Raw genomic sequence first — 25524 nt, 5'->3', positions numbered from 1 at the left:
TTTTGGGTGCATTGTTACTTTCCAACGTAATTGTATGTACTTTATTTGCTCAGGTTCTAACTTTTGAGTGAGCGGTACTATATTAAAAGAATACAAAAAAGGTGCCACCCACTCGGGTATAGCGTCTTTTAAACGATTTTGGGTACTATTTAGTGATCGCTTTCAAATCAGCTACTCCTTTTTCATTACCTACCAATCGTTTGGCTCTCAGGAAACGATTCCGTTCAAACTCGTCGTAGTTGGGCGCAACCGGGTCCATACTACTAACCCGGATTTGCCCGGATGCATGAATAAACTCATTGTTACCCATCCACATGCCTACGTGCGTAACTTTTTCGGGCGTGGTATCGGTGGCTTTAGTCCCGAAGAAAAGCAAATCACCCGCACGCAGTCCGGCAAATCCATCAGAAGTACCTATCAGCTCACCGGTATGTACCTGCTGGGAAGCATCGCGGGGCAATACCCAGCCGTTCAGGTAGTAGACGGTTTTGGTAAAACCGCTGCAGTCCATTCCTTTGTAGGAAGTACCTCCCCATAAGTAAGGTATTCCCATCATTCGTTTGGCGGTATTAACCAGGTTCTCCTCCGAAACAGACAGGGAGGCCAGCCAGTCCTGGTAGCGCCGGGCTTCGTTTTTTTGTACAAATGCGGTCCGACCATCGGGGTATTCTACCTGAAAGAAATCGCCCGTTTCGGCTTTTAGTTTCAGCACATCCCCCGCCACCAGGTCAGAAACCGTCTGGCCGTCGGTAGTAGCGGTTTCGTAGGAGAAGCCAAACGGGCGCAGGAAAATAACTTTTTCGGCTTTCTGCCAAAGGTCAAAGGTTGCTTTGTTCATCCGCTGGAGTCCGCCCCAGTCTATCCAGGAAATGTACTGGTCCGGCGTCTGGACCAGGTACCAGCTCCGGTCTTTGTCAAGTACCTTCAGGGGCATGCCCAGTAGCGCCTGCGTTGCCAGCTCGGCCGCGTCGCGGGGTTGTGAACGAAGATTACCAACCGAAACCCTTACTACCCCGTACACCTCCTCCCCCAGTACTTCCGCCGGCAGCAGCTCTATCCGGTCCTCCGCGCTGAGCTTAGCTTTTTGAAGACGCGTAAGCAGTTCTTTGCGGGCTTCGGGCAGGTTGGTTTTTCCCGTAAGTACTCCCTGCTCATCCGCCTCAATCTGGAACACGGCCACCCGGCGGTCTGGGGCGTACTGCTGCCGCACTTCATCAATAATTTTTTGCATGGGTATATTACTTTGAGCAACGGACACTCCTGTCCAGCTCATCAGCAGGCAAAGTAATAGGATAGATTTCATAAGCTGGTAGTTTGAAGCCGGTAAAGTTAAAGTGCCGATCTGCCGCATTGGGCAAATAAGCCGATAAAAGTTCTTTATTTTGTAAAAAAGCAAGTCCCGACTATGATTGCCAGTAAAGACCTTTCTTTTTCGTACTCTGCCCAAAAGAAGTTCCTTTTTCCGGATATACACTGCAACGACGCCGAAGCCCTACTTATTTTGGGTCAGTCGGGACGGGGAAAGACAACGCTGCTACACCTGCTGGCCCTCCTGCTGGAGCCCCAGTCGGGCGACATCAGTATAGATGGCCAGTCGATTCGTCACCTGGCTCCCGGCCAGGCGGCTGCCGTACGGGCCAGCAAAATTGGGATTATTTACCAAAGAGCGCATTTTGTCGGTTCACTAAATGTACTTGAAAACCTGCTCCTGACCAACTACCTGGCCGGTCGCAACCAGGACCAGGAAAAAGCCTCCTCCCTGGCGGCGCAGTTGGGGTTTGGCGAGCATCTTTCCAAAAAAACGCACGAGCTAAGTCAGGGCGAGCAGCAGCGTGTCAGTATTGCCAGAGCCCTGATGAACAATCCGGCGGTTATACTGGCCGATGAACCTACCTCCAGCCTCGACGATGAAAATTGCCGGAAGGTGGTGAGTCTGCTCAAAGCGCAGTCAGCTCAAATTGGCGCCAGCCTGGTAGTTGTTACTCACGACCAGCGCCTGAAGGATGAATTTTCAAACCAGATTTCTTTATAATATGAACCTCCTCAAGATTAGCTGGGCCAATATAAAGGATAAGAAACTCAACAGCTTTCTGAGTGTATTGCTGCTCACGCTGGGTATCGGTATGATATCGCTGCTTCTGCTCCTTAATAAGCAGCTCGACGAGCAGTTTCGGCGCAACATTAAAGGCATAGATATGGTAGTGGGAGCCAAGGGAAGTCCGCTCCAGTTGATTCTTTCGAGCATATACCAGATAGATGCCCCTACCGGTAATGTGCCGCTGGCTGAGGTGAACAAGCTTAAAATGAACCCCTTCGTCAAGACGGTTATTCCCCTCTCTATGGGCGATAACTACCAGGGGTACCGGATTGTAGGTACTACGCCTAAGTACGTAGAGCATTTCGCAGCTACCGTCGGTGAGGGAAAGCTGTTTGGCCAGCCCCTGGAAGTAACCCTGGGTAGTAAGGCGGCCCGGGCGACCGGTATGAAGGTGGGAGATACGTTCGCCAGCGCCCACGGCCTGGACGAAGAGGGAGAAGCCCACGGCGAAACCAGGTACCGGGTAGTAGGTATATTTGAGCCCAGCGGTTCGGTAGTTGACCAGCTTATCCTGACGGACCTGAGTAGTATCTGGCGCATTCATGACCATATTGAAACGCCCCCGCCGGGTGTTAAGGAAAGCGATCCCGTACACGAAGAAACCATAGCCATGCCCCCCGAAAGGCAGGTAACCAGCGCGCTTATCCAGTTTCGAAACCCGATGGGACTTATAGCCCTGCCCCGGCAGGTCAATACCAACACGCCTATGCAGGCCGCCTTACCCAGTATTGAAATCAACCGGCTGTTTTCGCTGCTGGGCGTAGGCATTGATACCCTCCGGGCACTGGCCTTAGTCATTATTCTTATTGCCGGTGCCAGCGTATTTGTTTCCCTTTATAATTCGCTCAAAGAACGAAAATACGAAATGGCGCTGATGCTCTCGATGGGCGCTACCCGAACTATGCTATTCAGGATGCTACTACTGGAAGGATTGCTCCTGGCGCTGCTGGGCTACGTGGCGGGTGTACTACTCAGCCGACTGGGCTTGTGGTTGTTTAGCCTGACGGCGGAACAGGACTTTCATTATTCTTTCGGTGGAATGACCCTCCTCCCGGAAGAGGTACTGCTTCTGGTGGGCGCGCTGGCTATTGGTGTTCTGGCGGCGGCCCTGCCTTCCCTGGGCGTTTATCGCCTGAGTATATCCCGTACCCTCGCCCAGGATTGAACTACCCGGCCGTGAACTATCTTGCTTTTTGCACTGTATTCGTTATAAATTTGTTACGAAGTAAGTAGCTATTAGAAATTAGCTTTTAGTGGTTAGTTCTTTAAGTTGCTGTATAAGACTGGATTGTGAATAATTCTAATGGGAAGTAATTTTGCGCAAGTACTTAGTTATCAGGAAATAATCTTTTAGCCTCCAAAGGTACTTATTGCAACCAACCGTTGCGGACCGTATTTATTCCCGAAACAACCGACCCAAAAAACTTAAACTAGATAGTACTATGAAATTTTTTCGCTGGACCGTACTTCCCCTGCTTGTTGTGTCGCTCATGGCCTTTACGCCGCACACGGCTCCCGTCAAACTTTCGTGGGAAACCCTGCGTGACGTGACGTTTAAGAAGAAGTGGTACGAAGCGGAACAGGTATATATGCTGTATCCCACGTTTGGCCCCGGGGTACAAAAGCTGAGTGGCAAAGAGGTCGCCATAACGGGCTACGTACTGCCGGTAGATCTGGATGCTAACCTGTATGTACTATCCGCGTTCCCCTATAGTGCCTGTTTCTTCTGCGGTGGCGCCGGTCCCGAATCCGTCATGTCCCTGCAGTTCAAGAAAGGTACCCGCAAATTTAAAACCGATGAGCGCCTGACTTTTAAAGGTACCCTCAAGCTGAACGCCGACGATATTTATCAGATGAACTATATTCTGGACAACGCCGAAGTTACCGAATAGTCTTCTGTTAACTCTACAATAAAAGAAGCCCGTCCAGACAGACGGGCTTCTTTTATATAGAAACAAAGCGGGCAGTCCCGCTTCACTACGATATTAGTATACCTTCACATTTACTGCATTAAGGCCTTTGGGGCCCCGCTCCACTTCAAAGGTCACTTTGTCATTCTCCTTGATAGTACCTTCAATCGCGTTCTGGTGCACAAACACACTATCCTGTGACTCATGGTCCTTGATAAAACCGTAGCCTTTGGACGTATTAAAGTAGGTCACAGTGCCTTTCCGAAGTGAATCGGCCGGATCAATGTCTTCCTGGCGACTTATGCCAATTTGTATGTCTTCCTGCTTTACGACTTTCTTTCTTTTGGGATCGGGAGGCGTAGAGGTGATGTTCCCGTATTCATCCACATAGGCGAACATCTCTTCGACATCCTGCCCTTTGACCGAGCTGGCTTTTCGCTCTTCCTTCTTTTGCTCTTTGTCCTGACGTTTCTTTAGCTTTTTCTTTTCTTTTTCCTTTTTACCGAATGTCTCTTGTGATTTACCCATAAAGTGATCTTGATCTTTGATATATAATACTGTCGTTTTTACGATGGAGAGGGCTTACTTCGTCTGTATTATAGCAGATTGTACAGCAGCCAGTTTGCTGAAGCAAATAAAAAAGCCTTACTGGAGGTAAGGCTTTCCACTGATAGCTTCTTATATAAATAAGACTAAGCCAGTTGAACGTTGACTGCGTTTAGTCCTTTTTTACCTTCCTGAAGGTCATAAGTCACCTCGTCATTTTCTCTGATCTCATCTACCAGTCCAGATACGTGTACGAAGTACTCCTGACCTGTTTTTGTGTCTTTAATAAATCCGAATCCTTTCAGATCATTAAAGAATTTTACTGTTCCGTTATTCATGATGATTTGTTTGTTATATATGTACTACATCTTAACCGGCTTCTTGGTTCAGATTTTTTTGCAAAATGGGCTAAAAAAATTTCAATACTTGATCAGGATGCTCTAATCGCACAAAATATTTTTATTAAACTCGGATTCAGGGAAGCAATTCGTCCCAAAAAAGGGCTGGTACCCGCCTCTGAGCGGCGCCGTCGTCAGGCAGAATATCTAACCAATTTTCCGCTTTCCCGTTATTAGAGTATACGATACAAAAGCAGATGAGCCATTTGTAACACTTTACATTTCCCGTCATGAAATACTCCCTTAACCTTGGCCGTATAGCGGGCATACGCTTGTCCATTCACTGGACGTTTGCCATCTTGTTACTGTGGATCATATTTTCTAATATCAGCCGGGGAACTACTGAAACCATCTGGATCGTGGCTTTTACCCTGGCCATCTTTGTGTGCGTAATACTACACGAGCTGGGCCACGCCCTGACCGCCCGGCGTTACAATATCCAGACCAGCGATATTATCCTGCTGCCCATTGGGGGAGTGGCTAACCTGGAAAGAATTCCGGAGAAACCTTCGGAAGAACTGGCGGTTGCCCTGGCGGGGCCGGCGGTTAACCTGCTGATTATGCTGGTGCTGATTCCCTTCGTACGCTTTCCGGAGAATACCGACGAGCTGACCCGCATGGTGACCATCAATGAGTCCAACTTCCTAATAAACCTGCTGACCATAAACGGCTGGCTGGCGCTGTTCAACCTGATACCGGCCTTTCCCATGGATGGCGGCCGGGTACTTCGGGCGCTTCTTTCTTTCCGGATGGAGCGCGCCAAAGCTACCCGTATTGCAGCTTCCATTGGTCAGCTCCTGGCCATTGGCTTTGTGGTACTGGGCTTTTTTGGTAACCCGTTTTTAATCTTTATCGGGCTTTTTATCTTTCTGGGGGCACAGCAGGAGGCCACCCACGTCAAGACTACTACTATGTTTCAGGGGCATACGGTGGGGGAAGTGGGCATGACCGACTACCCAACCATGCACCAGAGCGACCTGGTTGAAGATGCCGTCCGGCTGCTCCTCGACAGCCAGAATCGTAATTTCCTGATTCTTGATGCTTTTAAAGAACCCGTAGGTACCCTCACCCGCGAAGCCATAATTAAGGGGCTGGCCCAAAAAGGAAACAGTGCTTTCCTGTCGGATGTGATGGATGCGGATATCCTGTATCTCGACGCCCGGCTGCCGCTGGAAGAAGCCTGGCAAATCATGCAAACGCAGAAGAAGGGGTTTGCCCTAATACGAAAAGAAGGGAAAATTATAGGAGCGATTGACCCGGAAAACGTAGTGGAGTTTCTGATGGTACAGCAGGCTTCGCTGGGAAGAGAGGTCAGGAGGCCGGGCTAAACAAAAGGTAGTACTTAGCGTCCCAAAAAAGAACGTAGAGTAAAGGCATTGCGGACAGCGTTGCCTTCCCAGTCATTGTTAAAGTACACGTACACCTCTTTCCCGGCCGACTCCCACTCCCGGCAGCGGTCGGCCCACCAGTGCAGGTCGTTGTCGGAGTAGGAGCCGCCGTAGAGCCTCTCCGTATCGGGGCCGTGCATGCGTATATACACAAAAGGAGCCGTAGCCCGCAGGATACAGGGTAGTTTGGCTCCGCTCATGATGCAGTAGGCCGCCTGGTGCTGCTCAAGCAGATTAAAGATAGGCTCCTGGTGCCAGCCCGGATGCCTGAACTCTACCGTGAGCTTTATCCACTTAGGTACCTTCTCCAGGAAGTAGGCGAGGCGGTCGTAGTCGTAGCCGAAGTTCGGAGAAAGCTGCACCAGAAAAATGGCCCGCTTCTCACCCAGGATATGCCAGCAGTTTTTGATCCGCTCGATCCAGGGCTCGGGTCCGTTTAGCTTTTTGGCATGGGTAAGGCCACGGGGTGCTTTGACCGTTAGCTGAAACCCTTCCGGAAGGCGCTCCCGCCAGCCGGCAAAGGTCTGCTCGCGGGGCCAGTGGTAGTAGCTGCTGTTGAGCTCAACGGTCTGGAAGTGCTGGATGTAGTAGTGCAGGCGCTTCGCTACGGGTGTAGGGGCCGGGTACAGCACACCTTGCCAGTGATCATAACTCCAGCCCGATGTACCAATGTGGATACCCATACTCCTGCTTTTAATTCATTACTCCTCCTGTTGTCCAATTAGTATTTCTTTCAGTACCGCCTGGGCCGACCACACGCGGTTGGCCGCCTGGTCTATCACCAGCGAACGCGGTCCGTCAAGTACCTCGTCGGCTACCTTCATGTTACGCCGTACGGGCAGGCAGTGCATAAATTTGCCGTTATCAGTGAGGGCCATCTTGGCTTCATCCATAATCCACGATTCATTCAAGGCAAGTACCTGTCCGTAGTGCTCATAAGACGACCAGTTTTTGCCGTACACAAAATCTGCGCCTTCCAGCGCTTTCTTCTGGTCATAAATTACCTGTGCATTACCCACAAATTCGGGAGCCAGGTTATACCCTTCCGGATGCGTCACGACCAGCTCCACGTCCATGTGGTTCATCCATTCACAGAACGAATTCGCTACTGCCTGGGGTAAGGGTTTAAAGTGGGGCAGCCACGTAAGTACTACCTTGGGCCTTGGCTTCGTCCTGAATTCCTCCATCGTGATACAGTCGGCCAGGGACTGCAGCGGGTGGCGCGTAGCCGACTCCAGATTCACAATAGGTACCCCGGCGTACTTCTTAAACTGCTGAAACACCTGCTCGGCGTAGTCTTTGTCACGGTCCTGCAGCTCGGCAAACGACCGGATGGCGATGATGTCACAGTAGCGGCCAATGACCGCGGCGGCTTCCTTGACGTGCTCGGCCTTATCGCCGTTCATGACAATCGGGTTTCCAGGTTCTCCCTCCTCCAGCTCCAGTCCCCAGCTATCCTGCCCTACGTTCATCATCAGTACGTTCAGTCCCAGGTTCTGGGCGGCCTTTTGGGTACTTAGCCGCGTACGCAGGCTGGAATTAAAGAACAACAGCCCGATGGTTTTGTTCTTGCCCAGTAGTTGGTCAGCAAAGGGATTACGCTTGGCAATGATTCCACTGGAAATAAGGTTACCCAAATCCTGTACGTCGTGGATGGAGAGAAAGTGTTTCATTTTTGGATTGTCGAATTGCGATTGCGTATTTTCGAATTATTTCTTTTTTGAACTGTTATTAGCTCTTGCGGTTTTGGCCAAAGAAGAAAAGATGGCTGACAGTTAGCAATCGACGTTCGACAACTTCCTGACTTCCACCGCCAGGGCCTCCAAAAACGCATCCGCTTCTTCTTTACCAAGAGCCAGGGAAGGCAGCAAACGAAGCGTATTGGCTCCGGCTACGCCTGTGAACATCTTATGCTCGAAAAGAAGTTTGTCACGCAGGTCCTTGATGGGAAAATCGTATTCTATGCCAATCATCAGGCCGCGTCCGCGGAGTTCTTTGTAACCGCCTATCTCACGGATACCGTTCAGGAGGTACTCGCCAATACGGGCCGCATTCTCAATCAGCCCCTCCTCTTTCATAATATCAAGTACAGCTACCCCCGCCGCACACGCCAGGTGGTTACCGCCAAAGGTAGTACCTAACAGTCCGTAGCTGGCTTTGAATTTGGGAGAAATAAGTACTCCACCAATTGGGAAGCCATTACCCATACCCTTAGCCATGGTAATCAGGTCGGGATGAATACCGCTGAACTGGTGCGAGAAGAACTTACCCGTACGTCCGTAGCCGCACTGCACGCTGTCCAGAATCAGGATAGCGCCGGTCTCGTCACATTTCCGGCGCAGAGCCTTTAAAAATTCATCCGAACACACGTGAATACCGCCTACGCCCTGAATACCTTCAACTATCACCGCGCAGGTTTCGTCGGTAATGCCCGCTTCGGCCGAGGCAACATCGTTGAATGGCAGAAACGATACGTGTTCGTTGTAGTTGACCGGTGCTACAATGGAGGGGTTATCCGTTGCCGCTACGGCTCCGGCGGTACGTCCGTGAAAAGCCTTTTTGAAAGCAACTACTTTGGTCCGTCCGTTGTGGAAGGAGGCGAGCTTCAGGGCATTTTCATTAGCTTCGGCTCCGGAACTACACAGAAAAAGCTGATAGTCGGGGTAACCCGAAAGCGCGCCCAGTTTCTCGGCTAGCTCTTCCTGTAGAGATATTTTGACCGAATTGGAATAGAAACTAATGGCGTTGAGCTGCTTCGTCAGCATCTCTACGTAGTAGGGGTGGCAATGCCCTACGGAAATTACTGCGTGTCCGCCGTAGAGGTCAAGGTACTTGGTCCCGTGGGTATCCCAGAGGTAGCTGCCCCGGGCTTTTACCGGCTCTATATCGTAAAGAGGATACACATTGAATAGCTGTGACATGTTGGGAGTAATTGTGAATTTTGAATTAGTGATTGAGTGAATGGGATGGGGCAAGGCGGCGTTTCGCTAATAGCTAACAGCTGTTGGCTAACACCTACTTAAAATGCTGGTGCTTTGAGCCTGAGTCCGGCATCCTCGGGAAGTCCGAATAGCAGGTTCATGTTCTGGACGGCTTGTCCTGACGCACCCTTGGTCAGATTGTCAATGGCGCTGGTGATCAGGAGTTGCCCGTCGTGCTTTTCTACATGGATCAGACCTTTGTTGGTATTCACTACCTGCTTCAGGTCAATGGCCGCCACGCTTAGGTGCGTAAACGGGTGTGCATCGTAGTAGGCGCGGTATAGCTCCATCGCCTCCTGTAGGGTACCTTCGTAGGGGGTATATACATTGGCCATAATGCCCCTAGTAAAGTCGCCCCGGTACGGGATGAAGTTAATGGCTTCGCTGAATCCCTCCTGTAGCTTCGTCAGGCTCATTCGTATCTCCGTCAGGTGCTGGTGCGTGAAGGCCTTGTAAATGGAGATATTATTGTTGCGCCAGCTGAAGTGCGTGGTAGTACTTAGCGCCTGCCCGGCTCCGGTACTTCCTGTAATAGCACTGACGTGTACCGCCTCTTTCAGCAGACCTGCCTGTGCTAAGGGCAGTAGCGCCAGCTCAATGCTCGTCGCAAAGCAGCCGGGGTTGGCAATGCGGGTAGCCTGCTGAATGCGCTCGCGCTGCAACTCCGGCAGTCCGTACACAAAGCCCTCCGACTCATCACGGAAGTCGGTACTCAGGTCAATAATTTTTACCGACTCAGGTACCTGATACTCGTCCAGAAACTTTTTAGACTCGCCGTGGCCCGAACACAGAAAAATCACGTCCAGTCCTTCCTGACCCAGTAGTTCCGAAATTTCTTCTCCCGAAAAAACCAGTTCTGTATCACCAAACAAATCAGTATGGGTACTATACACGGGCTTTCCGGCCTGGCTCTTACTATGAGCAAAAGCGATAGTGGCGCTGGGGTGATTAATGAGGATGCGAAGCAGTTCGCCCCCCGTATAGCCAGCCGCTCCTATGATACCTATGTTTATGGGTTGTTTCATTAGATTTCTTTCGTCGGGTCTATCCGATCATATTATTTCCAAATCGTTTGTATAAAAGCGGACTTCTCCATTTTTGGATCATTCGTCAAAACCGGGCAACTTTTAAGAAAACCCGCCCCAGCAATTAACCGGTCATGCAGTTCGGGAATATCTGTGATTTCGAATGCCCGCTGCACAGATGGATAATCTAACGTTAAGATTTGAATGGTACCCGAAGAAGAACTCACCATGTAATTCACTTCCAATAGTGAAACTTCTATACGCCCTTTTTCTGACAGATAACCAATTTCAGCCAGCACAATCGCCGGGATCCATATAATTACCCTATCCTCTTTTTCCAAAGCACGCTCGAAAAGACGGGACACTCTGACAGGAAGCTGCCTTTCTTCAAGCCAAAGTACAAGGGCCATGGTATCCACTACATACTCCTCCGCTTCAAACATTACGCTGTCGCTTTGGGTAGAGCGCTTTGTAATTAGCAAATTCCTCTTCCAGGTGCTCAGCTTCGGCACGGGATAGGGTCCCTTCCTCCAGCTCATTAGACTCTGTACGACCTTTGGCCAGAAGAAACTCCGCAAAATCAAGGATCTCGCGAACCAGCGGCACGGGCATCTGATCCACCATGTGATCTAACTCTTTTTTTAACTCAGCCTTATCCATAATTCCTATCATTGTTAATTCCCTCAACTCCTATCTGCTAATTCACTTACTTTCTGATAAATCATCGCCTGGTTGGAAGCTACCTTGGAGAATCCGCGTACGTCGTCGCCGGTCCAGGCGTTGTTCATTTCACCGTAGCTACCAAATACCGACGACATCAGGTCGTAAGCTGACTCGATGCCCTCTACGTAGAAGCGGTACGGCGCCAGGTGTACGTGTACTTTGCCCGTAACGTGACTTTGGGTGTCGGTCAGGAAGGTTTCGATATTGCGCATCACCGGCTCTACAAACTGCCCCTTGTGCAGCAGGCCGCCGTACCAGTTGGCCAGTTGCTCTTTCCAGTACAGTTGCTGCTCGGTCAGTACGTGTTTTTCGAGGGTATGGTGGGCTTTGATAATAATCAGCGGAGCCGCGGCCTCAAAGCCAACGCGTCCTTTGATACCGATAATAGTATCACCCACGTGAATGTCGCGACCGATGCCGTAAGGCTGCGCAATAGCTGATAGTTTCTGAATAGCCTGTACCGGATTGTCGAAGCTTTCACCGGCTACGCCTTTCAATTCTCCATTTTCAAATTCCAGCGTAATAGTTTCCGGCTCCGTTTTGGAAACCTGCGTGGGCCAGGCCGACTCGGGCAGGTACTTCTGCGAAGTCAGGGTTTCTTTACCTCCTACCGAAGTACCCCACAGGCCCTTGTTAATGCTGTACTCAGCCTTTTTCCAGTCGCGCTGTACCCCTTTCTTCGTCAGGTACTCAATTTCCGCCTCGCGCGAAAGTTTTAGGTCGCGGATGGGCGTGATGATTTCGGCCTCGGGTGTAATAATCCGGAACGCCATGTCAAAGCGCACCTGGTCGTTACCGGCCCCGGTACTCCCGTGCGCAATAGCACTGGCACCAATCTCTTTGGCGTACTCAGCTACGGCTACCGCCTGAAATATACGCTCGGCGCTTACTGAAAGCGGGTAGGTATTGTTTTTAAGAATATTACCGAATATAAGGTAGCGGATGCACTGCTCGTAGTAGTCTTTGGTTTTGTCAATGGTAGCGTGCTGCTTTACCCCCAGTGCATAGGCATTAGCTTCAATGGTTTTTAGTTCTTCGTCCGAAAATCCGCCGGTATCTACCAGTACTGAGTGTACTTCGTAGCCCTTGTCTTCGGCCAGGTACTTGACACAAAACGAGGTATCCAAACCTCCACTGAACGCTAATACTACTTTTTGCTGTGACATTTTACTTGTGGGTATAATTGACTTATAAAAGATGGGTATAAAATATAAAAACCCCGCTACGGACTAGTTCAGAACTGCCGGGCGAGGTTTTTCTATGTACTTGAATAAATTCTAGTCTGTACAAAAGTACCCTAAGGTACCAGCATCGCTTCGGTATTCTTCTTTTTAGCCCGCTCTTCCCTTCGCAGCAGCACCCGCTGCTTGATTTGCATCCAGCGCTCGTACAGTTTGGACTCCTTCAGGAAGTTCCAGGTCTCTTTCTTCTCGTTTTTCTTAGCCTCTTCCGGATTATACATCATACCGGTACACAGGCAGTGCTTGCGCTCGGTGCGGGTCAGTACATCGTAGTTGACACAGCTGGCGCAGCCCTTCCAGAAAGAATCATCGGTAGGCAGCTCACTAAAGGTAACCGGCTCGTAGCCCAGGTCCGAGTTAATCTTCATGACCGCCAGGCTGGTGGTGATACCGATAATCTTGGCGTTGGGGTACTTTTCCCGCGACAGTTCAAAGGCTTTGGCTTTGATGGATTTGGCAATACCGCTGTTACGATAGTCCGGGTGGACAATAAGGCCCGAATTGGCCACAAACTTGCCGTGCTCCCAGGTTTCTATGTAACAAAAGCCTACCCACACGCCACGGTTCGTCGTGGCTATAATGGCCTTGCCTTCCACCATTTTCTCCATCAGGTACACCGGCGAACGCTTGGCAATACCGGTACCACGCTTTTTAGCGCTTTCCTCCATCTCGGCACAGATGGTTTCGGCAAAATGGAGATGATTTTCATTAGCAACCTGAACGGTAAACTGGCTGCCGATAAGTTCTGTATTTTTCATGGTTGTTTTATCCAAAAAAAAATGACACCCACCGTACGCTGCGCGGCCGGGTAAATAACATCTAAATCAGTTGATGAGTATCCTTGACTTAACTTACACTAAAAAAATGGGGGGCAGAGAGACGTTTACCACGTAGGTAAAACAGAGTTACAGGGTCCTCACGGACCTAAACCTAAAGGGCGTAATGGGAGAGAATATGTTTGCGCCTTGGTTGTTCATTGAATTGTTCTGCTGAAAAACAGTGCAAATTTTATAAAAAATGTACATTCACCCAAAGAAACAGCAAATATATTTTTCTGGTTCAATGGCTACTGGTCTCGTAAAATCAAACAATCGTACCACTCCTTAACCTCAGCCGGGTACTTTTTTTTATTGTTAGGCTAAAAAATCAAACATAAGGGTTTGACTATCAATTTTTTATACTGACACCGTTACTTTTTGGGCAATTCTGCTATTTTTGCTAATGCTGTCTATTGCTGTTTTTGCCTGGGTGAAACTTTACTCAATACGCAACCGTTTGAGTATATCATAAACTGGTAAAATAAGTACAAAACCGGTCTAGCCCGGGAAATGAGCAAGCCTTATTCCAGGCCCAAAACCAATACAGGGAGGTGTCAAAATAATTAATGAATCAACTGACTGCTGACGATCTTATTTATGGCTATATCAATGGGATATTTCCCATGGCCGATTCCGACGAAACGTTATACTGGTACTCGCCGGACCCCCGGGCCATTATACCTATTGATACTTACTGCTCCCACAAGTCGCTTCGCCCGGTACTGAACAGGAAGGAATTTGAAATCCGGATTAATTCTGATTTCGAAGGCGTAATGGTACATTGTGCGGCTCCCCGCACCGATGAGGAGGGTACCTGGATTTCGCAGGATATTATTCAGGCGTACACCGAACTGCACAAGCTGGGGTTTGCGCACAGCATAGAAGCCTACAAAGACGGTAACCTGGTGGGGGGGCTATACGGCGTGGCCATTGGGGCGGCTTTTTTTGGCGAATCCATGTTTTATACCGTAAGCAACGCTTCTAAAGTCGCCTTTCACTACCTGATTCAGATTCTCCGTCAGCGCAATTTCCAGTTGCTCGACACGCAGTTTATCAATGACAACGTACGTCGCTTCGGAGCCATTGAAATCCCTAAAACCGAGTACATGGCCCGGCTGCGAAAAGCCATCGCCAGCAAAGCCCGCTTCGTAGAGCCGGACGTGGAGCATCTGTTCCTGCGGTAGCAATCCTCATGAAAAATAACCACTGCGTATAGTTTGATGCTGAAATAGCCTAATTTTGGGAAAAATTTCAGGTCAAACGATTGCATTGTAGTGGCAAAGCCCATTCTGGTCATTAAGTTCGGTACTGCTTCCATCACCCGCCCAACCGGTGAGCCTGACCTGGCTATTATTGCCGAAGTAGCCCGTCAGGTATCTCTGCTTCACAAAGACTACCGCCTGATCATCGTATCGTCGGGAGCCGTGGGGGCCGGTAAAGCTTTTATTCAGGAATATAAAGGTACCATTACCCAGCGCAAAGCCGCCGCCTCGGTGGGTAATCCGCTGCTGGTGGGCCTGTACGCCAGCCATTTTACGCCCTACGGCATCGCCATTGCCCAAAGCCTCTGCGAACGTCAGCACTTTGCCAACCGCCACCAGTTTCTGCAGCTTAAAGAAACCTACGACGAACTCTGGAACAACGGAATTATACCCATAGTAAACGAAAACGACGTAGTAAGCGACCGGGAGCTGAAGTTCTCCGACAACGACGAACTGGCTACCCTTATAGCCGCCGGATTCGGAGCCGAAGCCCTGATGCTTTGTACCTCCGTGGGCGGCCTGCTCGATGAGGCCGGTCAACTGGTGCGTGAAGTACCTGACGTCAATGAGGTTTTTAAATTTGTAAAGACCGGAAAATCGGCGCTGGGGCTGGGAGGCATGGCTTCCAAGCTGACCTTTGCCAAGCTGGCTACCCGTATGGGTATTCGGGTCGTGATATTTGGCATGGGCGAAAAGGACGGTATCCTTCGCGCGTTGCAGGGTAGTACCGGTACGGTTTTTAGCCCGCAGGCAAGTACCCTTTCGGCCCGCAAACGCTGGCTGGGCAGCGGCGGACTGGTAGCCGGAAAGCTCCGCATCGACGACGGTGCCGCCAAAGCCCTGGTGAAACGCAAGAGCCTGCTGGCCGTGGGGGTACTGGAAGTAGTAGGTGAATTTGAGGCCGGGGAAATCATTGAATTATTCACACCCGAAAACGAAATGATAGCCGTAGCCCGCGCCCGCGAAACCTCCCGGGCTATCCTGAATAATCTGAAAACGCAAAATTTTGAAGTGGCCAACGCCAGCGATATCGTACTACTCTGATGGAATCAATCTTACCTCTCTTACAGGCTACCCAACAGGCCGCCGCCGCCGTCCGGAATTTGTCGGATGCGCAACGGGCGGAGCTGCTCAAGGGTCTGGCCGACCGGGTACTTACTAATCAGGCGCGCATCATCAGCGAAAATGGGAAAGACCTGGACCGCATGGACGACGCTGACCCCAAAAAAGACCGGCTGCTGCTGAACGAAAAGCGCATTCAGGGACTGGCGCAGAGCCTGCGCGAGGTAGCGGCCCTGCCCGACCCGACTGGTGAGGTCTTGCTGGAACGTACCATTTCGCAGGGATTACAACTCCGTAAGGTGGCTGTTCCGCTGGGGGTAGTAGGAGTAATCTACGAATCCCGCCCCAATGTTACTATCGACGTGGCCTCGCTCTGTCTGCGCTCTGGGAATGCCTGCGTACTCAAAGGAGGTAAAGAAGCACAGTACTCCAACGAATGCCTGGTGGGAATTATACACGAAGTACTGGCCGAATTTGGTGTGGACGCGGCGGCCGTAGCCCTGCTACCCACCGACCGTAAGTTTGTGGCAGAGCTTCTCTCCGCCACCCGCTACGTAGATATTATCATCCCCCGCGGCTCGGAAGGCTTAATTCAATACGTGCGCCAAAACTCACTGGTACCTACCATCGAGACCGGAGCCGGCGTATGCCACACCTACGTAGAAGCATCGGCTGACCTGGTCATGGCGCGTGACATTGTAGTCAATGCCAAGGTATCCCGCCCTTCGGTGTGTAATTCACTGGATACCCTGGTAGTAGACCGGGCGGTGGCCACAGCCTTTCTGCTTACCCTGCAGGACGAGTTCACCAAGTGGAACGTAGAAGTATTTGCGGACGAGGAATCGTATCAGGTACTTAAAGAAGCCGGGTACCCTCTTTTACAAAAAGCTACATCTGATGATTTTGGCCGGGAGTTTCTGGACTATAAATGTTCGGTAAAGGTAGTGGAGGGGCTTTCGGAAGCACTTTCGCACATTCAACAGTACTCCTCCCGCCACTCCGAAGCCATTGTGTCCCGTGATGGAGCAGCCATTGAACGCTTTCTGAACGAGGTGGATGCCGCCGCCGTCTACGCCAACGCCTCCACGCGCTTTACCGACGGGGGCGAGTTTGGTCTGGGTGCCGAAATCGGTATTTCTACCCAAAAACTGCACGCCCGCGGGCCCTTTGCCCTGGAAAAACTCGTCACCGAAAAGTGGGTGGTAACGGGTACCGGCCAGACGCGCTGGTAAGAGGCTCTTGTTTTCTAAAGTACTCATATCCTCCGCCCGGCCTGTAGTAGGCCGGGCTTTTTTTTGGGCCAATGGCATTAGAATAACCCGCTCCCCTGCTTACACCTATTGTACTCTATCTTCTATACTACAAAAGGCAATGAGCATACTACTGATTGGAAGCTCCAATACCGATATGGTTGTCAAGACGCAAAAGCTTCCGGCACCCGGCGAAACCGTCATTGGGGGTACTTTTCTAATGAATCCGGGTGGCAAGGGAGCCAACCAGGCCGTAGCTGCCGCCCGTCTCAAAGCCTCCGTCCGGCTGGTAGCCAAGGTAGGAAATGACCTGTTTGGCGAGCAGGCCGTGGAAGGTTTTCAGAAAGAAGGTATTGATACAACGGCCGTTGTAACAGATGCCGGTCCGTCGGGCGTAGCACTCATTACCGTGGACGATAAAGGGGAAAACTGCATCGTGGTCGCCCCCGGTGCCAACGGGAACCTCCGGCCGCACGAAGTAGATGCCGCTATTGAGGGCTGTGCCCCCGACGATATAGTCTTGCTCCAGCTGGAAATACCCCTGGCTACCGTCGGGCACGCCATCCGGAAAAGTGCGGAGCGGGGCCTGCGGGTCATTCTGAACCCCGCACCGGCTCAGCCACTACCGGCCGACCTGCTCGCCCACCTCTACCTGATTACCCCCAACGAAACCGAAGCCGAACTCCTGACCGGGGTACCCGTCACCGAACAAAGTGTAGCGGAAGCCGCCCGTGCCCTGCAGCAGATGGGTGTTTCCAATGTGGTCATTACCCTGGGGGCGAAAGGTGCCTATGTACTTAGTCCTGAATTTGAAGGCCTGGTACCTACCGCCGCCGTCACCGCCGTAGACTCTACCGCCGCCGGCGACTGCTTCAACGGGGCCCTGGCCGTAGGCATAGCGGAGGGGCTTCCCCTGCGGGAAGCGGTAGCTTTCGCCTGCAAAGCGGCGGCCATTTCGGTCACGCGGCTGGGGGCGCAGAGTTCCATGCCCCATCGAAATGAAATAACTTAAATCTTATAGTATTGCCACTAATACAAGTACCTAACCTTTACCTTCCTCTACCTGATGTTCATTGTCGAAACCTACACTACCGCGGTACTATTCTGTATTGTTACCATGCTTTGCTGGGGCTCCTGGGCCAACACCCAGAAACTAGCCGCCGGACACTGGCGCTTCGAGCTTTTTTACTGGGACTACGTGCTGGGTATCCTGCTGCTGTCTTTGCTTTTTGCCTTTACACTAGGAAGTACCGGTGAAGGTGGTCGCAGCTTTATTCCCGACGTACAGCAGGCCGACTGGTCCAACATAGGGTCGGCGGTTTGGGGAGGTGTCCTTTTCAACGCGGCCAATATTCTGCTGGTGGCGGCCATTGCCATTGCAGGTATGTCCGTAGCCTTTCCGGTCGGGATTGGGCTGGCGCTGGTGGTAGGGGTTATTGTGAACTACCTGGCGCAACCGCTAGGCAACGCGCTGCTGCTGTTCGGTGGGGTGGCGCTGGTAGCAGCGGCTATTCTGCTCAATGCCACCGCCTACCGTAAGCTGGCAAGTAATACCCAAGTGGTCTCTACCAAAGGCTTAGTACTTTCAGTCGTAGCCGGACTGCTCATGGGCTTTTTCTATAAGTACGTGGCGCAGGCCATGTTTCCGGACTTTACCCAGCCCGAGGCGGGCAAGCTCAGTCCGTATACCGCTGTGGTGTTTTTTGCATTGGGTATATTACTGAGTAATTTTCTGTTCAATACCCTGCTCATGTACCGCCCCTTCGTGGGCGAGCCCGTTTCCTACGCCGACTACTTCCGGGGTACTTCGCGCAGCCACCTCACGGGTGTAGCCGGTGGGGTTATCTGGAGCATTGGTATGTCACTCAATATCATCGCTTCGGGCGAAGCCGGTCCGGCCATTTCGTACGGCCTGGGTCAGGGAGCTACGGTAGTGGCCGCCCTCTGGGGTATTTACATCTGGAAAGAATTCAAAAACGCACCCGCAGGTACCTCCACGCTCCTCAACCTCATGCTGCTGTGTTACCTGATTGGTCTGGCGCTGATTATTGCGGCGGGGTAATGAGGGGAAGTACTATTCAAAGCTTTACTTTTACCGGATTATCCTTTATATCACCTTCGTACAACCTGTAGCTTCCTACATTAACATTCCCCTTTTTCAGTTCCTGAAATAGACAGTTATCTTTTGGATAAGGAATAGTAAAGAAGGCGTAGGTCCCTTTGGGGGAGTTATTATGAATTGCGTATTGTATATAGATAGTCTTTCTGGCTGGGACAAAAAGTAAAGTAGGTGAGAAAAATGTATGCAAAATATAATCTGCTAAAAAACAATCAATCTTGTTTTTCTTAAACCACTCAGCTATGTATTCATAGTACTTGATTGGTTTGTAAGAACAATAACTAAAAGGAAAAACCCGTACTCCAGCGGGAGCCAATATTAACCCATCATTCGAGGATCCGCCATTGAAGTTCATGCGGTTATACTTTTCATAACTTAATACATAGCCACTCCACAAATCCTCAATTGTTCTGCTTTTATTTAGCTTTTGTTCCTTAACCTGAAAAGAGGGAGCTAATGCATATATATCCCTATCAAAGGGATTAGTAAGGTATACCCTCAGAAATCTGTTATAATCACCATCAGATTTTTTATTAATGAATACACGATAGTTTATTTTTAAACCTTCTTCATGGGGTTTAGCAGAAATCCCTACAAGTACTAACAAAATAATCAAAGCCTTAGCTTTCATAAATAAGCCGTTTGGTGCTATTGATACTATCTCTTAAGTACTCATTTTTGATAGGTTGGTCAGTTAGGAGGTCAACTTTCCTTTGAAACAGTTCTTCCAGAGCATCCCAAAAATTAAGTAGTGTTTCTCCCTTTTCTATAGGAGACATGGGTTCCAGTTCCACCAATAAGTCTAAATCACTGGTTGCCTCACTGAAATGCTCTGTAATTACTGAGCCAAACGCATATAGTTTGCCTACCCGGTACTGTTTGCACAGTGTTGCCAGCCTCTCTGCGTTTTCTGAAAGTATGGGGGACATTTTCATTGCTGTATTATCATTGGCTACGATACCAACAGAAATTTTGACTTTATGATTATTTATTACCCTACCCGCTCCACGCCTGGTACTTCCAGCACCAGGTCGGCACCGTAGACGAAGGCGGGCGTTTGGTAGCCTGGTTTAAAATTTCCCTCAAGTACCTTCTTTGCGATAATCAGGCTGCTGTGGGCGGTGAGGTTGTAACCTTCCGGGCCGGTGAGTTGGGCAGTCTTAACTTCGCCGGATGCGTTACGTACTTCGCCCCACACGTTGCTGCTGGCCAGTTGGCGCATGGCTTCGGTGGGGCCGGTGATTTTATCTACCCGGCTTTTGGCAATGTTCTTTATAAAATCTGTTTTCAGCAACCAGTTAAATGCTCCCTGAAATCGAAGTACCGAATGTACCTTGGGAGAAATGCCGGTATAGGTTTCAATATTGGGTATGCCGGTAGTATGGTAGGCGGTGGATACGTCGCCCCAGGGAATGGTCATAAAGAAGCGTTTCCGGCCGTTGAGCTGTATCCACTTACTTTTATGACCCAGTGGCTTCCGGACTATCCTGCCATTCTCCCGTACCGCTCCGCCTTCACCCAGTCCTTCCACCATGGTACTCGCCGTTCCGTGCGACAGCCCGCCCCCTACGGTTTCGAAAGCCAGCTGGAGGTGAGTTGCGTTGGGTAGCTGGTTTTTGAGGTACAGGGCCAGGCAGTCGGTAGGTACTACGTCGAAGCCCGCGCCCGGCAGGAGCATAATGCCTGCCTTACGGGCAGCTTCGTCGTAGCGCTTCGCCAGCTCAAATACCTCTATTTCACCCGTAATATCCAGGTAGTGCGTGCCGGTAGCGAGGCAGGCTTCCAGCATGGGCCGGGCGGTGAACTTAAACGGCCCCGCCGCGTGCAGCACCACCCGGACATCGGCCAGTGCCTGCCGCAGCCCCGCCTGGTCCGACAGGTCCACTACCCGGTAGGGGAAGCCCGTCCGGTCAGACAGGGGCCGGAGCGCCGCTTCGCGCCGACCGGCCAGTATGGGCTGCAAACCATAGGTACTACACAGGTCGGCGGTAAGCTGACCGGTATAGCCGTTGGCACCGTATAAGAGCAGTTTTTTTTTATCCATGGGAGAATCGCGGGAAGGTACTTATCCAAAAGTGAATATAGAAATTCTGCTCCAAAAACCGCACAGAAGATACCCAGACCGGCGAGCCAACGAACCGGCGTTTTTCCACAATTTTTGTACCTTTGGCGTAAAGAGTCCGCGAAAAGAACGCCCCTATGGCTTTATCAACAGATACTGAATACGTGCAGAGCATCGCTCAGGAAGCGATTGAACTATTAAAAAAATTAATTTCGACCCCCTCTTTCAGCCGGGAAGAAGACCAAACTGCGCTGTTGATTGGGGAATTTTTACAAAACAAAACTATTCCTTTCCAGCGTAAGAAAAACAACATCTGGGCGCTGAATCAGCACTTTGACCCCGCTAAGCCTACTCTGCTGCTCAACTCCCACCACGACACCGTCAAGCCTAATAAATCCTGGACCTTCGACCCGTTTGAACCCATTGAAAAAGAAGGTAAACTGTACGGCCTGGGCAGCAACGATGCCGGCGGCTGTCTGGTTGCCCTGATTGCTACCTTCTGCCACTTCTATTCCCGCCCCGACCTTTCCTATAACATAGCCCTGGCAGCTACCGCCGAGGAAGAAATATCCGGCAAGGAAGGGCTGGAGATAGTAGTACCTGAGCTACCGCCCATCCAGTTTGCCATAGTGGGCGAGCCTACCCAGATGCACCTGGCGGTGGCCGAAAAAGGCTTGCTAGTGATTGACTGCATAGCCCGAGGTAAGTCAGGACATGCCGCCCGCGAGGAAGGCGATAACGCTATTTACAAAGCCATTAAGGATATTAACTGGCTGACCAGCTACCGTTTCCCGAAGGTGTCTCCTACGTTGGGGCCAATCAAGATGTCTGTTACGATTATAAACGCCGGTACCCAACACAATGTAGTACCCGACGCCTGTTCTTTTACGGTAGATATTAGGGTAACGGACCAGTACACGCTGGAAGAAATTGTGGAAACCATTCAGGCTCATATTCAATCCGAAATTCAGCCGCGCTCCATCCGGCTTCGCCCTTCAAGTATACCGGTGGAGCATCCCATTGTACAGGCCGGGGTACGCCTGGGCCGCAATACGTACGGCTCACCTACTACCTCCGACCAGGCCCTGCTCGACTGCCCCTCGCTCAAGATGGGTCCCGGACACTCGGAGCGGTCTCATACGGCCGATGAGTTTATATACCTGCACGAGATTGAAGCAGGCGTAGCGCAGTATATTACAATGGTGGAATCGGTAGTTGCTCCGGCAGAATAGTACCGGTATCTGCTAGTCCGCTTTCGTCTTTTTCACAAAGCTGTATGCTACGGTAAAGTGGTGCGACCAGCCTAGTTGGGGATGCGTATGTACAGCATAGTCTACCTGAAAACTTTCTCCGACAAAACCTACCCCAAAGTGATTGGTCTGGGGGTGGGTAGCTATACCTGTCCGTAAAAACAGGGAAGGAAGGGGCTGGTACTCAATACCGGCCCGGAAGGAGGTGGGCTGGGCGGTGTCTTTTACAAGTTCACCACTTAGGTTAAGTCCAGCAAGAGGCTTGTAATTTAATCCTGCCCGCAGAACCGTAGGAAGGCGCTCCTCTGACTCGCCTGCAAATCCTCCCTGTACTACATTGTACATATGTGCGCCAAAGTTAACTTTCGAAGTTAGCTGCACAATTCCTCCCATTTCTACCAGGAATGCCTTCCGGCTAAGCGCCAGCGAAGGCGCACTGACCGCTACTTGTACATAGCTGACTTTCAGCCCCAGACTAATGCGGTTAATACGGTGCCCGGCCCCCAGGCCAAAGGCCAGTTGATTGTAGAGCTTGTCACCAAACCGCTGCACGGAGAGGCCGGTGGTAAAGGCATCGTTGACCGGTATAACGGCCCCAAACGCCACGGTACCCAGTCCGTCGAAACCGTAGTAGGTATGGTAGGAAGAGAATAAAGAAGCCTCACGCACCCCCGCCAGCCCGGCTATGTTATTGACCACCGAGTACCGGTCCGACTGTGCCACTACCGCATTGGCCAGACCCCACGACCGCGCCCCGATAGGAAAAGCATCACCACCGGCCCGGGCCGGTGGTGAACCAATCAGCAGGAGTACAGACATCCCCTGAGTAACCCGACAAACTATGCTGCTACCTGTCAAATCATCAGGAGCTGGTCCGTTTAGCTGAATTTCCTTTTTACAATGGCAAGCAAATCATTAATGGCCTCACTTTCGGTATTCCACCGGTAAATAGAGGCAAACTTATAGACAATCATATCGTGGGCCTCTTCAAAGTTGGCAGCCCGGTCCAGTTCCCGAATGGCTTCTTCAAACGCGTCGGGGTTGCCCTTGAACAGCTGGCTTACAAACATGAAGCGCTGGCCCAGCGGAATACTCTTGGCTATGCTTTCTACTTTTACCGGTACGTTGCCATACGTATTACCTTCGGCCGCTTTCGGAATCTCTACCTTAAAGCGGTTGTTCAGTGAATCATTGACCGCCGTAGTAGTCCGCATGGGACCACTGGGGGCAGGTATGGCCGAGTCGGTGTTGCGCAGGATTTGGGGAGAAGCCACCGTAGCGGGTTCCGGCATAGTACGTGGAGCCGGAGGGGCCGGTTCGGTCAGGATTGAATCAAAAAATGATTTCTCCTTTTTCTCAGCGGGCACTTCGGGGGCCGGTTTTTCGGGTACCTCCGTACTTTTCACTATTTTCCGGGGGTCCAGTTCCACTACCTCCGAAAACTGCTGTACATACGTTTCTTTAGGATCAAGGGCCGAGCCATTGTTAACTGCCTCGGTGAGCCAGCGCAGGGCGTGGTTGGCGTACACAAAGTCAGAGCCGTTATCGGTGAGCCGCAGCGCCATGGACTTGGCTACCCCGCTGTGAATATGGGTATACCTCACCAGCCGCTGGGCCTGCTCCTGGGTAAAGGCAAAGTCCGGCATGGCCCTTAGCTTACCGTCAAAGTAGGCTTCCGGGTCAAACAGGAGCGTCAGGGCCTCCTGCGTCGACTCAGTAAGCAGGGGTTCCAGCCCCTCCCGGTTTACAGCAATGTGCTGCGACACGGTATTCATAAAGTTCTCGAGCGCTTTTTTGACTTCTGCATTTTCAAAATCGAAGTAAGGGCTGCGGAAGGCGTTGGCGTCGGCTTTCCACTGGTCAAACAGGCGACTTACAATACCCAGGTTGACTTGCTTTAATGGTGTGAGTTTCAACAGCTCCGGGCCACTGATGACACTCTTGCGGGAATAAAAGTCAGAAAGGACTTTCGACGTAAACTGATTTACGTACTGCTTCAGAGCCGCTTGGTTCAGTGTATTTGACATAATGATTTATAAGCTGGTAAGGGAGATGGTGTAAAAAAAATGATTTGTTTTGTAAATATAACGAAAATCAGCCGTCACAAACCGACGTGCCAATATACTAAAATGTTCATCGAACCATCGCGTAAAAAAGAAATTCTGCACCCCCGCACTGGCTGGATAGAAGTGATATGTGGATCCATGTTTTCGGGAAAAACCGAGGAGCTTATACGAAGGCTCAATCGGGCCAAGATTGCGCGACTAAAGGTAGAAATTTTCAAACCGGCACTCGATAAACGTTACCACGAAGTAGACATTGTTTCGCATAACGAGACCTCCATCCGCTCTACTCCCGTACAAACTGCTTCCGAAATACTGCTCCTGACGGGTAACTGCGATGTAGTCGGCCTGGACGAAGCGCAGTTCTTTGATAATTCCATCGTAGACATTTGTACTAACCTGGCTGATAACGGTAAACGGGTCATTATAGCGGGCCTGGATATGGATTTTCAGGGGCGGCCGTTCGGCTGTATGCCCAACCTGATGGCCATAGCTGAGTACGTCACCAAGGTACACGCTATCTGTGTACTTTGCGGCGATGTTGCCTCCCATTCTTACCGGCTTTCCCCTTCCCAACAGCAGGTACTGCTGGGAGAGACCGATCACTACGAAGCCCGCTGCCGCCGCTGTTTTAACCTGGGTGAAAAAGCAAAACTCATATAGTTCTGCTCTAATCCTTCACTCCTGACTATCAGAAAATCTCCTTGATTTTATAGGTAATCTGATTCATGGTGAAGGTTTCGCCGACCTTTCTGTCCTTCATTTCTTCGTAGATAGGCGCGGAGGCAACAATACCAATGAAACCTTGTCCTTCGCATTGAAACTCTCCGGCTGCTCCTACCAAAAAGTTTCTCTGGTCTGTAATTACTACGGCTCCCGGCTCTACAGTATCATATTCTTTTCCAAAATCAACGCGGTTAAACAATGCCGCCGTTTCGACCAGATAATCCAGGTGAGACTGAAGATCGCCTGCATCATTCATCATTTCGTCCTCATTTCCCTCCCACTGATTATTGGCTTCATTATCATAGCTGTTGATAGCTGAATCGCGCAGTCGATTCATATCTTCGCTAATGACTGCAATTCTGTCATTGATACTTGCTTTACAAGCTTCTACGATCTGGTGTTTGCGTTCAGTTTGGTTCATCTTATTGGGTGGTTTGTTAAACATACATCTTTTAGAAAATAACGGGCCAGTGGTGTCCTATCTGCTCCTGTTCGTTAAACCACAAGGCCTCTGCGTACATATTCCACATCTTTCCCCAGTACTTTCGGGTTTCTTAAAAAGCTTGATCCTAGCCGGAACGAAGTAGTGCGATTTGTCCTCC

The 25524-nt window shown here is 50.7% G+C and carries 28 protein-coding genes; 11 read left to right on the top strand and 17 right to left on the bottom strand.

From position 1 onward, the window contains the following. Positions 1–145: 145 nt before the first annotated feature. Positions 146–1303: a C40 family peptidase gene (locus VGN67_RS24290; RefSeq protein WP_327490146.1), complete on the bottom strand. Its 1158-nt coding sequence runs from the start codon at positions 1301–1303 to the stop codon at positions 146–148. 102 nt (positions 1304–1405) lie between these two features. Between VGN67_RS24290 and VGN67_RS24285 the strand changes: the two genes are divergently transcribed. The 3 genes from VGN67_RS24285 (at position 1406) to VGN67_RS24275 (ending at position 3990) form a co-directional block, all read left to right on the top strand. Continuing rightward, the gene (locus VGN67_RS24285) at positions 1406–2032 is read left to right on the top strand and encodes an ABC transporter ATP-binding protein (protein WP_327490144.1); all 627 of its coding nucleotides are present in this window, start codon (positions 1406–1408) and stop codon (positions 2030–2032) included. Position 2033: 1 nt separating this feature from the next. After that, positions 2034–3263, top strand: a complete 1230-nt coding sequence (locus tag VGN67_RS24280) for an ABC transporter permease (RefSeq protein WP_327490142.1) — start codon at positions 2034–2036, stop codon at positions 3261–3263. Positions 3264–3540: 277 nt separating this feature from the next. After that, on the top strand, positions 3541–3990 hold the full coding sequence (locus VGN67_RS24275; protein ID WP_327490140.1) for a DUF3299 domain-containing protein: 450 nt from the start codon (positions 3541–3543) through the stop codon (positions 3988–3990). Between the two features lie 93 nt (positions 3991–4083). On the opposite strand, the gene VGN67_RS24270 is transcribed toward VGN67_RS24275, so the two are convergent. Both VGN67_RS24270 and VGN67_RS24265 read right to left on the bottom strand, forming a co-directional pair. Next, positions 4084–4536, bottom strand: coding sequence for a cold shock domain-containing protein (locus tag VGN67_RS24270; RefSeq protein WP_327490138.1), 453 nt, complete (start codon positions 4534–4536; stop codon positions 4084–4086). Between the two features lie 164 nt (positions 4537–4700). After that, entirely contained in the window at positions 4701–4892 is a 192-nt protein-coding gene (locus tag VGN67_RS24265) for a cold shock domain-containing protein (protein WP_327490136.1), read from the bottom strand. Between the two features lie 290 nt (positions 4893–5182). On the opposite strand from VGN67_RS24265, the gene VGN67_RS24260 reads away from it, so the two are divergent. Further along, on the top strand, positions 5183–6280 hold the full coding sequence (locus VGN67_RS24260; protein WP_327490134.1) for a site-2 protease family protein: 1098 nt from the start codon (positions 5183–5185) through the stop codon (positions 6278–6280). 14 nt (positions 6281–6294) lie between these two features. Here the strand turns inward: VGN67_RS24260 and VGN67_RS24255 are convergent, their stop codons facing one another. From VGN67_RS24255 to VGN67_RS24220, 8 genes are all read right to left on the bottom strand, one after another. After that, positions 6295–7023: a DUF72 domain-containing protein gene (locus VGN67_RS24255; RefSeq protein WP_327490132.1), complete on the bottom strand. Its 729-nt coding sequence runs from the start codon at positions 7021–7023 to the stop codon at positions 6295–6297. Positions 7024–7041: 18 nt separating this feature from the next. Continuing rightward, complete coding sequence (locus VGN67_RS24250) at positions 7042–8013, bottom strand: N-acetylornithine carbamoyltransferase (RefSeq protein ID WP_327490130.1); 972 nt, start codon at positions 8011–8013, stop codon at positions 7042–7044. Between the two features lie 102 nt (positions 8014–8115). After that, positions 8116–9261: an aspartate aminotransferase family protein gene (locus VGN67_RS24245; RefSeq protein WP_327490128.1), complete on the bottom strand. Its 1146-nt coding sequence runs from the start codon at positions 9259–9261 to the stop codon at positions 8116–8118. Positions 9262–9359: 98 nt separating this feature from the next. Then, complete coding sequence (gene argC / locus VGN67_RS24240) at positions 9360–10346, bottom strand: N-acetyl-gamma-glutamyl-phosphate reductase (protein ID WP_327490125.1); 987 nt, start codon at positions 10344–10346, stop codon at positions 9360–9362. Between the two features lie 32 nt (positions 10347–10378). Next, entirely contained in the window at positions 10379–10789 is a 411-nt protein-coding gene (locus VGN67_RS24235; RefSeq protein ID WP_327490123.1) for a PIN domain-containing protein, read from the bottom strand. Then, positions 10782–11006, bottom strand: coding sequence for a DUF2281 domain-containing protein (locus tag VGN67_RS24230; protein ID WP_327490121.1), 225 nt, complete (start codon positions 11004–11006; stop codon positions 10782–10784). Before VGN67_RS24230 ends, VGN67_RS24235 begins: the two co-directional genes overlap by 8 nt. 23 nt (positions 11007–11029) lie before the next feature. Further along, positions 11030–12235: an argininosuccinate synthase gene (gene argG / locus VGN67_RS24225; RefSeq protein ID WP_327490119.1), complete on the bottom strand. Its 1206-nt coding sequence runs from the start codon at positions 12233–12235 to the stop codon at positions 11030–11032. 131 nt (positions 12236–12366) lie between these two features. Beyond that, the gene (locus VGN67_RS24220) at positions 12367–13068 is read right to left on the bottom strand and encodes a GNAT family N-acetyltransferase (protein WP_327490117.1); all 702 of its coding nucleotides are present in this window, start codon (positions 13066–13068) and stop codon (positions 12367–12369) included. A 626-nt stretch (positions 13069–13694) separates the two neighbouring features. Between VGN67_RS24220 and aat the strand changes: the two genes are divergently transcribed. The 5 genes from aat to VGN67_RS24195 all read left to right on the top strand — a co-directional run bounded on the left by aat (position 13695) and on the right by VGN67_RS24195 (position 18764). Next, entirely contained in the window at positions 13695–14312 is a 618-nt protein-coding gene (gene aat / locus VGN67_RS24215) for a leucyl/phenylalanyl-tRNA--protein transferase (protein ID WP_327490115.1), read from the top strand. Between the two features lie 90 nt (positions 14313–14402). Next, positions 14403–15434 (top strand): glutamate 5-kinase, encoded by a 1032-nt coding sequence (gene proB / locus VGN67_RS24210; RefSeq protein ID WP_327490113.1) that lies wholly within the window; start codon positions 14403–14405, stop codon positions 15432–15434. After that, a complete protein-coding gene (locus VGN67_RS24205; RefSeq protein ID WP_327490111.1) occupies positions 15434–16684 on the top strand; it encodes a glutamate-5-semialdehyde dehydrogenase in 1251 nt (416 codons plus the stop codon). The genes proB and VGN67_RS24205 overlap by 1 nt, the downstream gene beginning before the upstream one ends. A 139-nt stretch (positions 16685–16823) precedes the next feature. After that, the gene (gene rbsK, locus VGN67_RS24200) at positions 16824–17714 is read left to right on the top strand and encodes a ribokinase (protein WP_327490109.1); all 891 of its coding nucleotides are present in this window, start codon (positions 16824–16826) and stop codon (positions 17712–17714) included. 54 nt (positions 17715–17768) lie between these two features. Further along, positions 17769–18764, top strand: coding sequence for a GRP family sugar transporter (locus tag VGN67_RS24195; protein ID WP_327490107.1), 996 nt, complete (start codon positions 17769–17771; stop codon positions 18762–18764). A gap of 16 nt (positions 18765–18780) precedes the next feature. Here VGN67_RS24195 and VGN67_RS24190 read toward each other — a convergent pair whose 3' ends face one another. From VGN67_RS24190 to VGN67_RS24180, 3 genes are all read right to left on the bottom strand, one after another. Further along, positions 18781–19452, bottom strand: coding sequence for a hypothetical protein (locus VGN67_RS24190; RefSeq protein WP_327490105.1), 672 nt, complete (start codon positions 19450–19452; stop codon positions 18781–18783). After that, a complete protein-coding gene (locus VGN67_RS24185) occupies positions 19442–19750 on the bottom strand; it encodes a nucleotidyltransferase family protein (protein WP_327490103.1) in 309 nt (102 codons plus the stop codon). The genes VGN67_RS24190 and VGN67_RS24185 overlap by 11 nt, the downstream gene beginning before the upstream one ends. Before the next feature lie 62 nt (positions 19751–19812). Next, on the bottom strand, positions 19813–20865 hold the full coding sequence (locus VGN67_RS24180; RefSeq protein ID WP_327490101.1) for a saccharopine dehydrogenase family protein: 1053 nt from the start codon (positions 20863–20865) through the stop codon (positions 19813–19815). 155 nt (positions 20866–21020) lie between these two features. Here VGN67_RS24180 and VGN67_RS24175 point away from each other — a divergent pair, with 155 nt between their 5' ends. Further along, entirely contained in the window at positions 21021–22115 is a 1095-nt protein-coding gene (locus tag VGN67_RS24175; protein WP_327490098.1) for a M20 family metallo-hydrolase, read from the top strand. Positions 22116–22127: 12 nt separating this feature from the next. On the opposite strand, the gene VGN67_RS24170 is transcribed toward VGN67_RS24175, so the two are convergent. Next, a complete protein-coding gene (locus VGN67_RS24170) occupies positions 22128–22952 on the bottom strand; it encodes a hypothetical protein (protein ID WP_327490096.1) in 825 nt (274 codons plus the stop codon). 59 nt (positions 22953–23011) lie between these two features. After that, the gene (locus VGN67_RS24165; RefSeq protein WP_327490094.1) at positions 23012–24160 is read right to left on the bottom strand and encodes a hypothetical protein; all 1149 of its coding nucleotides are present in this window, start codon (positions 24158–24160) and stop codon (positions 23012–23014) included. 102 nt (positions 24161–24262) lie between these two features. Between VGN67_RS24165 and VGN67_RS24160 the strand changes: the two genes are divergently transcribed. Then, positions 24263–24859 carry a thymidine kinase gene (locus VGN67_RS24160; RefSeq protein ID WP_327490092.1) on the top strand — a complete coding sequence of 199 codons (597 nt, stop codon included), beginning with the start codon at positions 24263–24265 and terminating at the stop codon, positions 24857–24859. 28 nt (positions 24860–24887) lie between these two features. Here VGN67_RS24160 and VGN67_RS24155 read toward each other — a convergent pair whose 3' ends face one another. Next, positions 24888–25343: a hypothetical protein gene (locus VGN67_RS24155; RefSeq protein ID WP_327490089.1), complete on the bottom strand. Its 456-nt coding sequence runs from the start codon at positions 25341–25343 to the stop codon at positions 24888–24890. Positions 25344–25524 lie beyond the last annotated feature (181 nt).

It is taken from the genome of Telluribacter sp. (assembly GCF_035998675.1).
Classification (GTDB): domain Bacteria; phylum Bacteroidota; class Bacteroidia; order Cytophagales; family Spirosomataceae; genus Telluribacter.
This window is presented reverse-complemented; position numbering and strand designations above follow the sequence as displayed.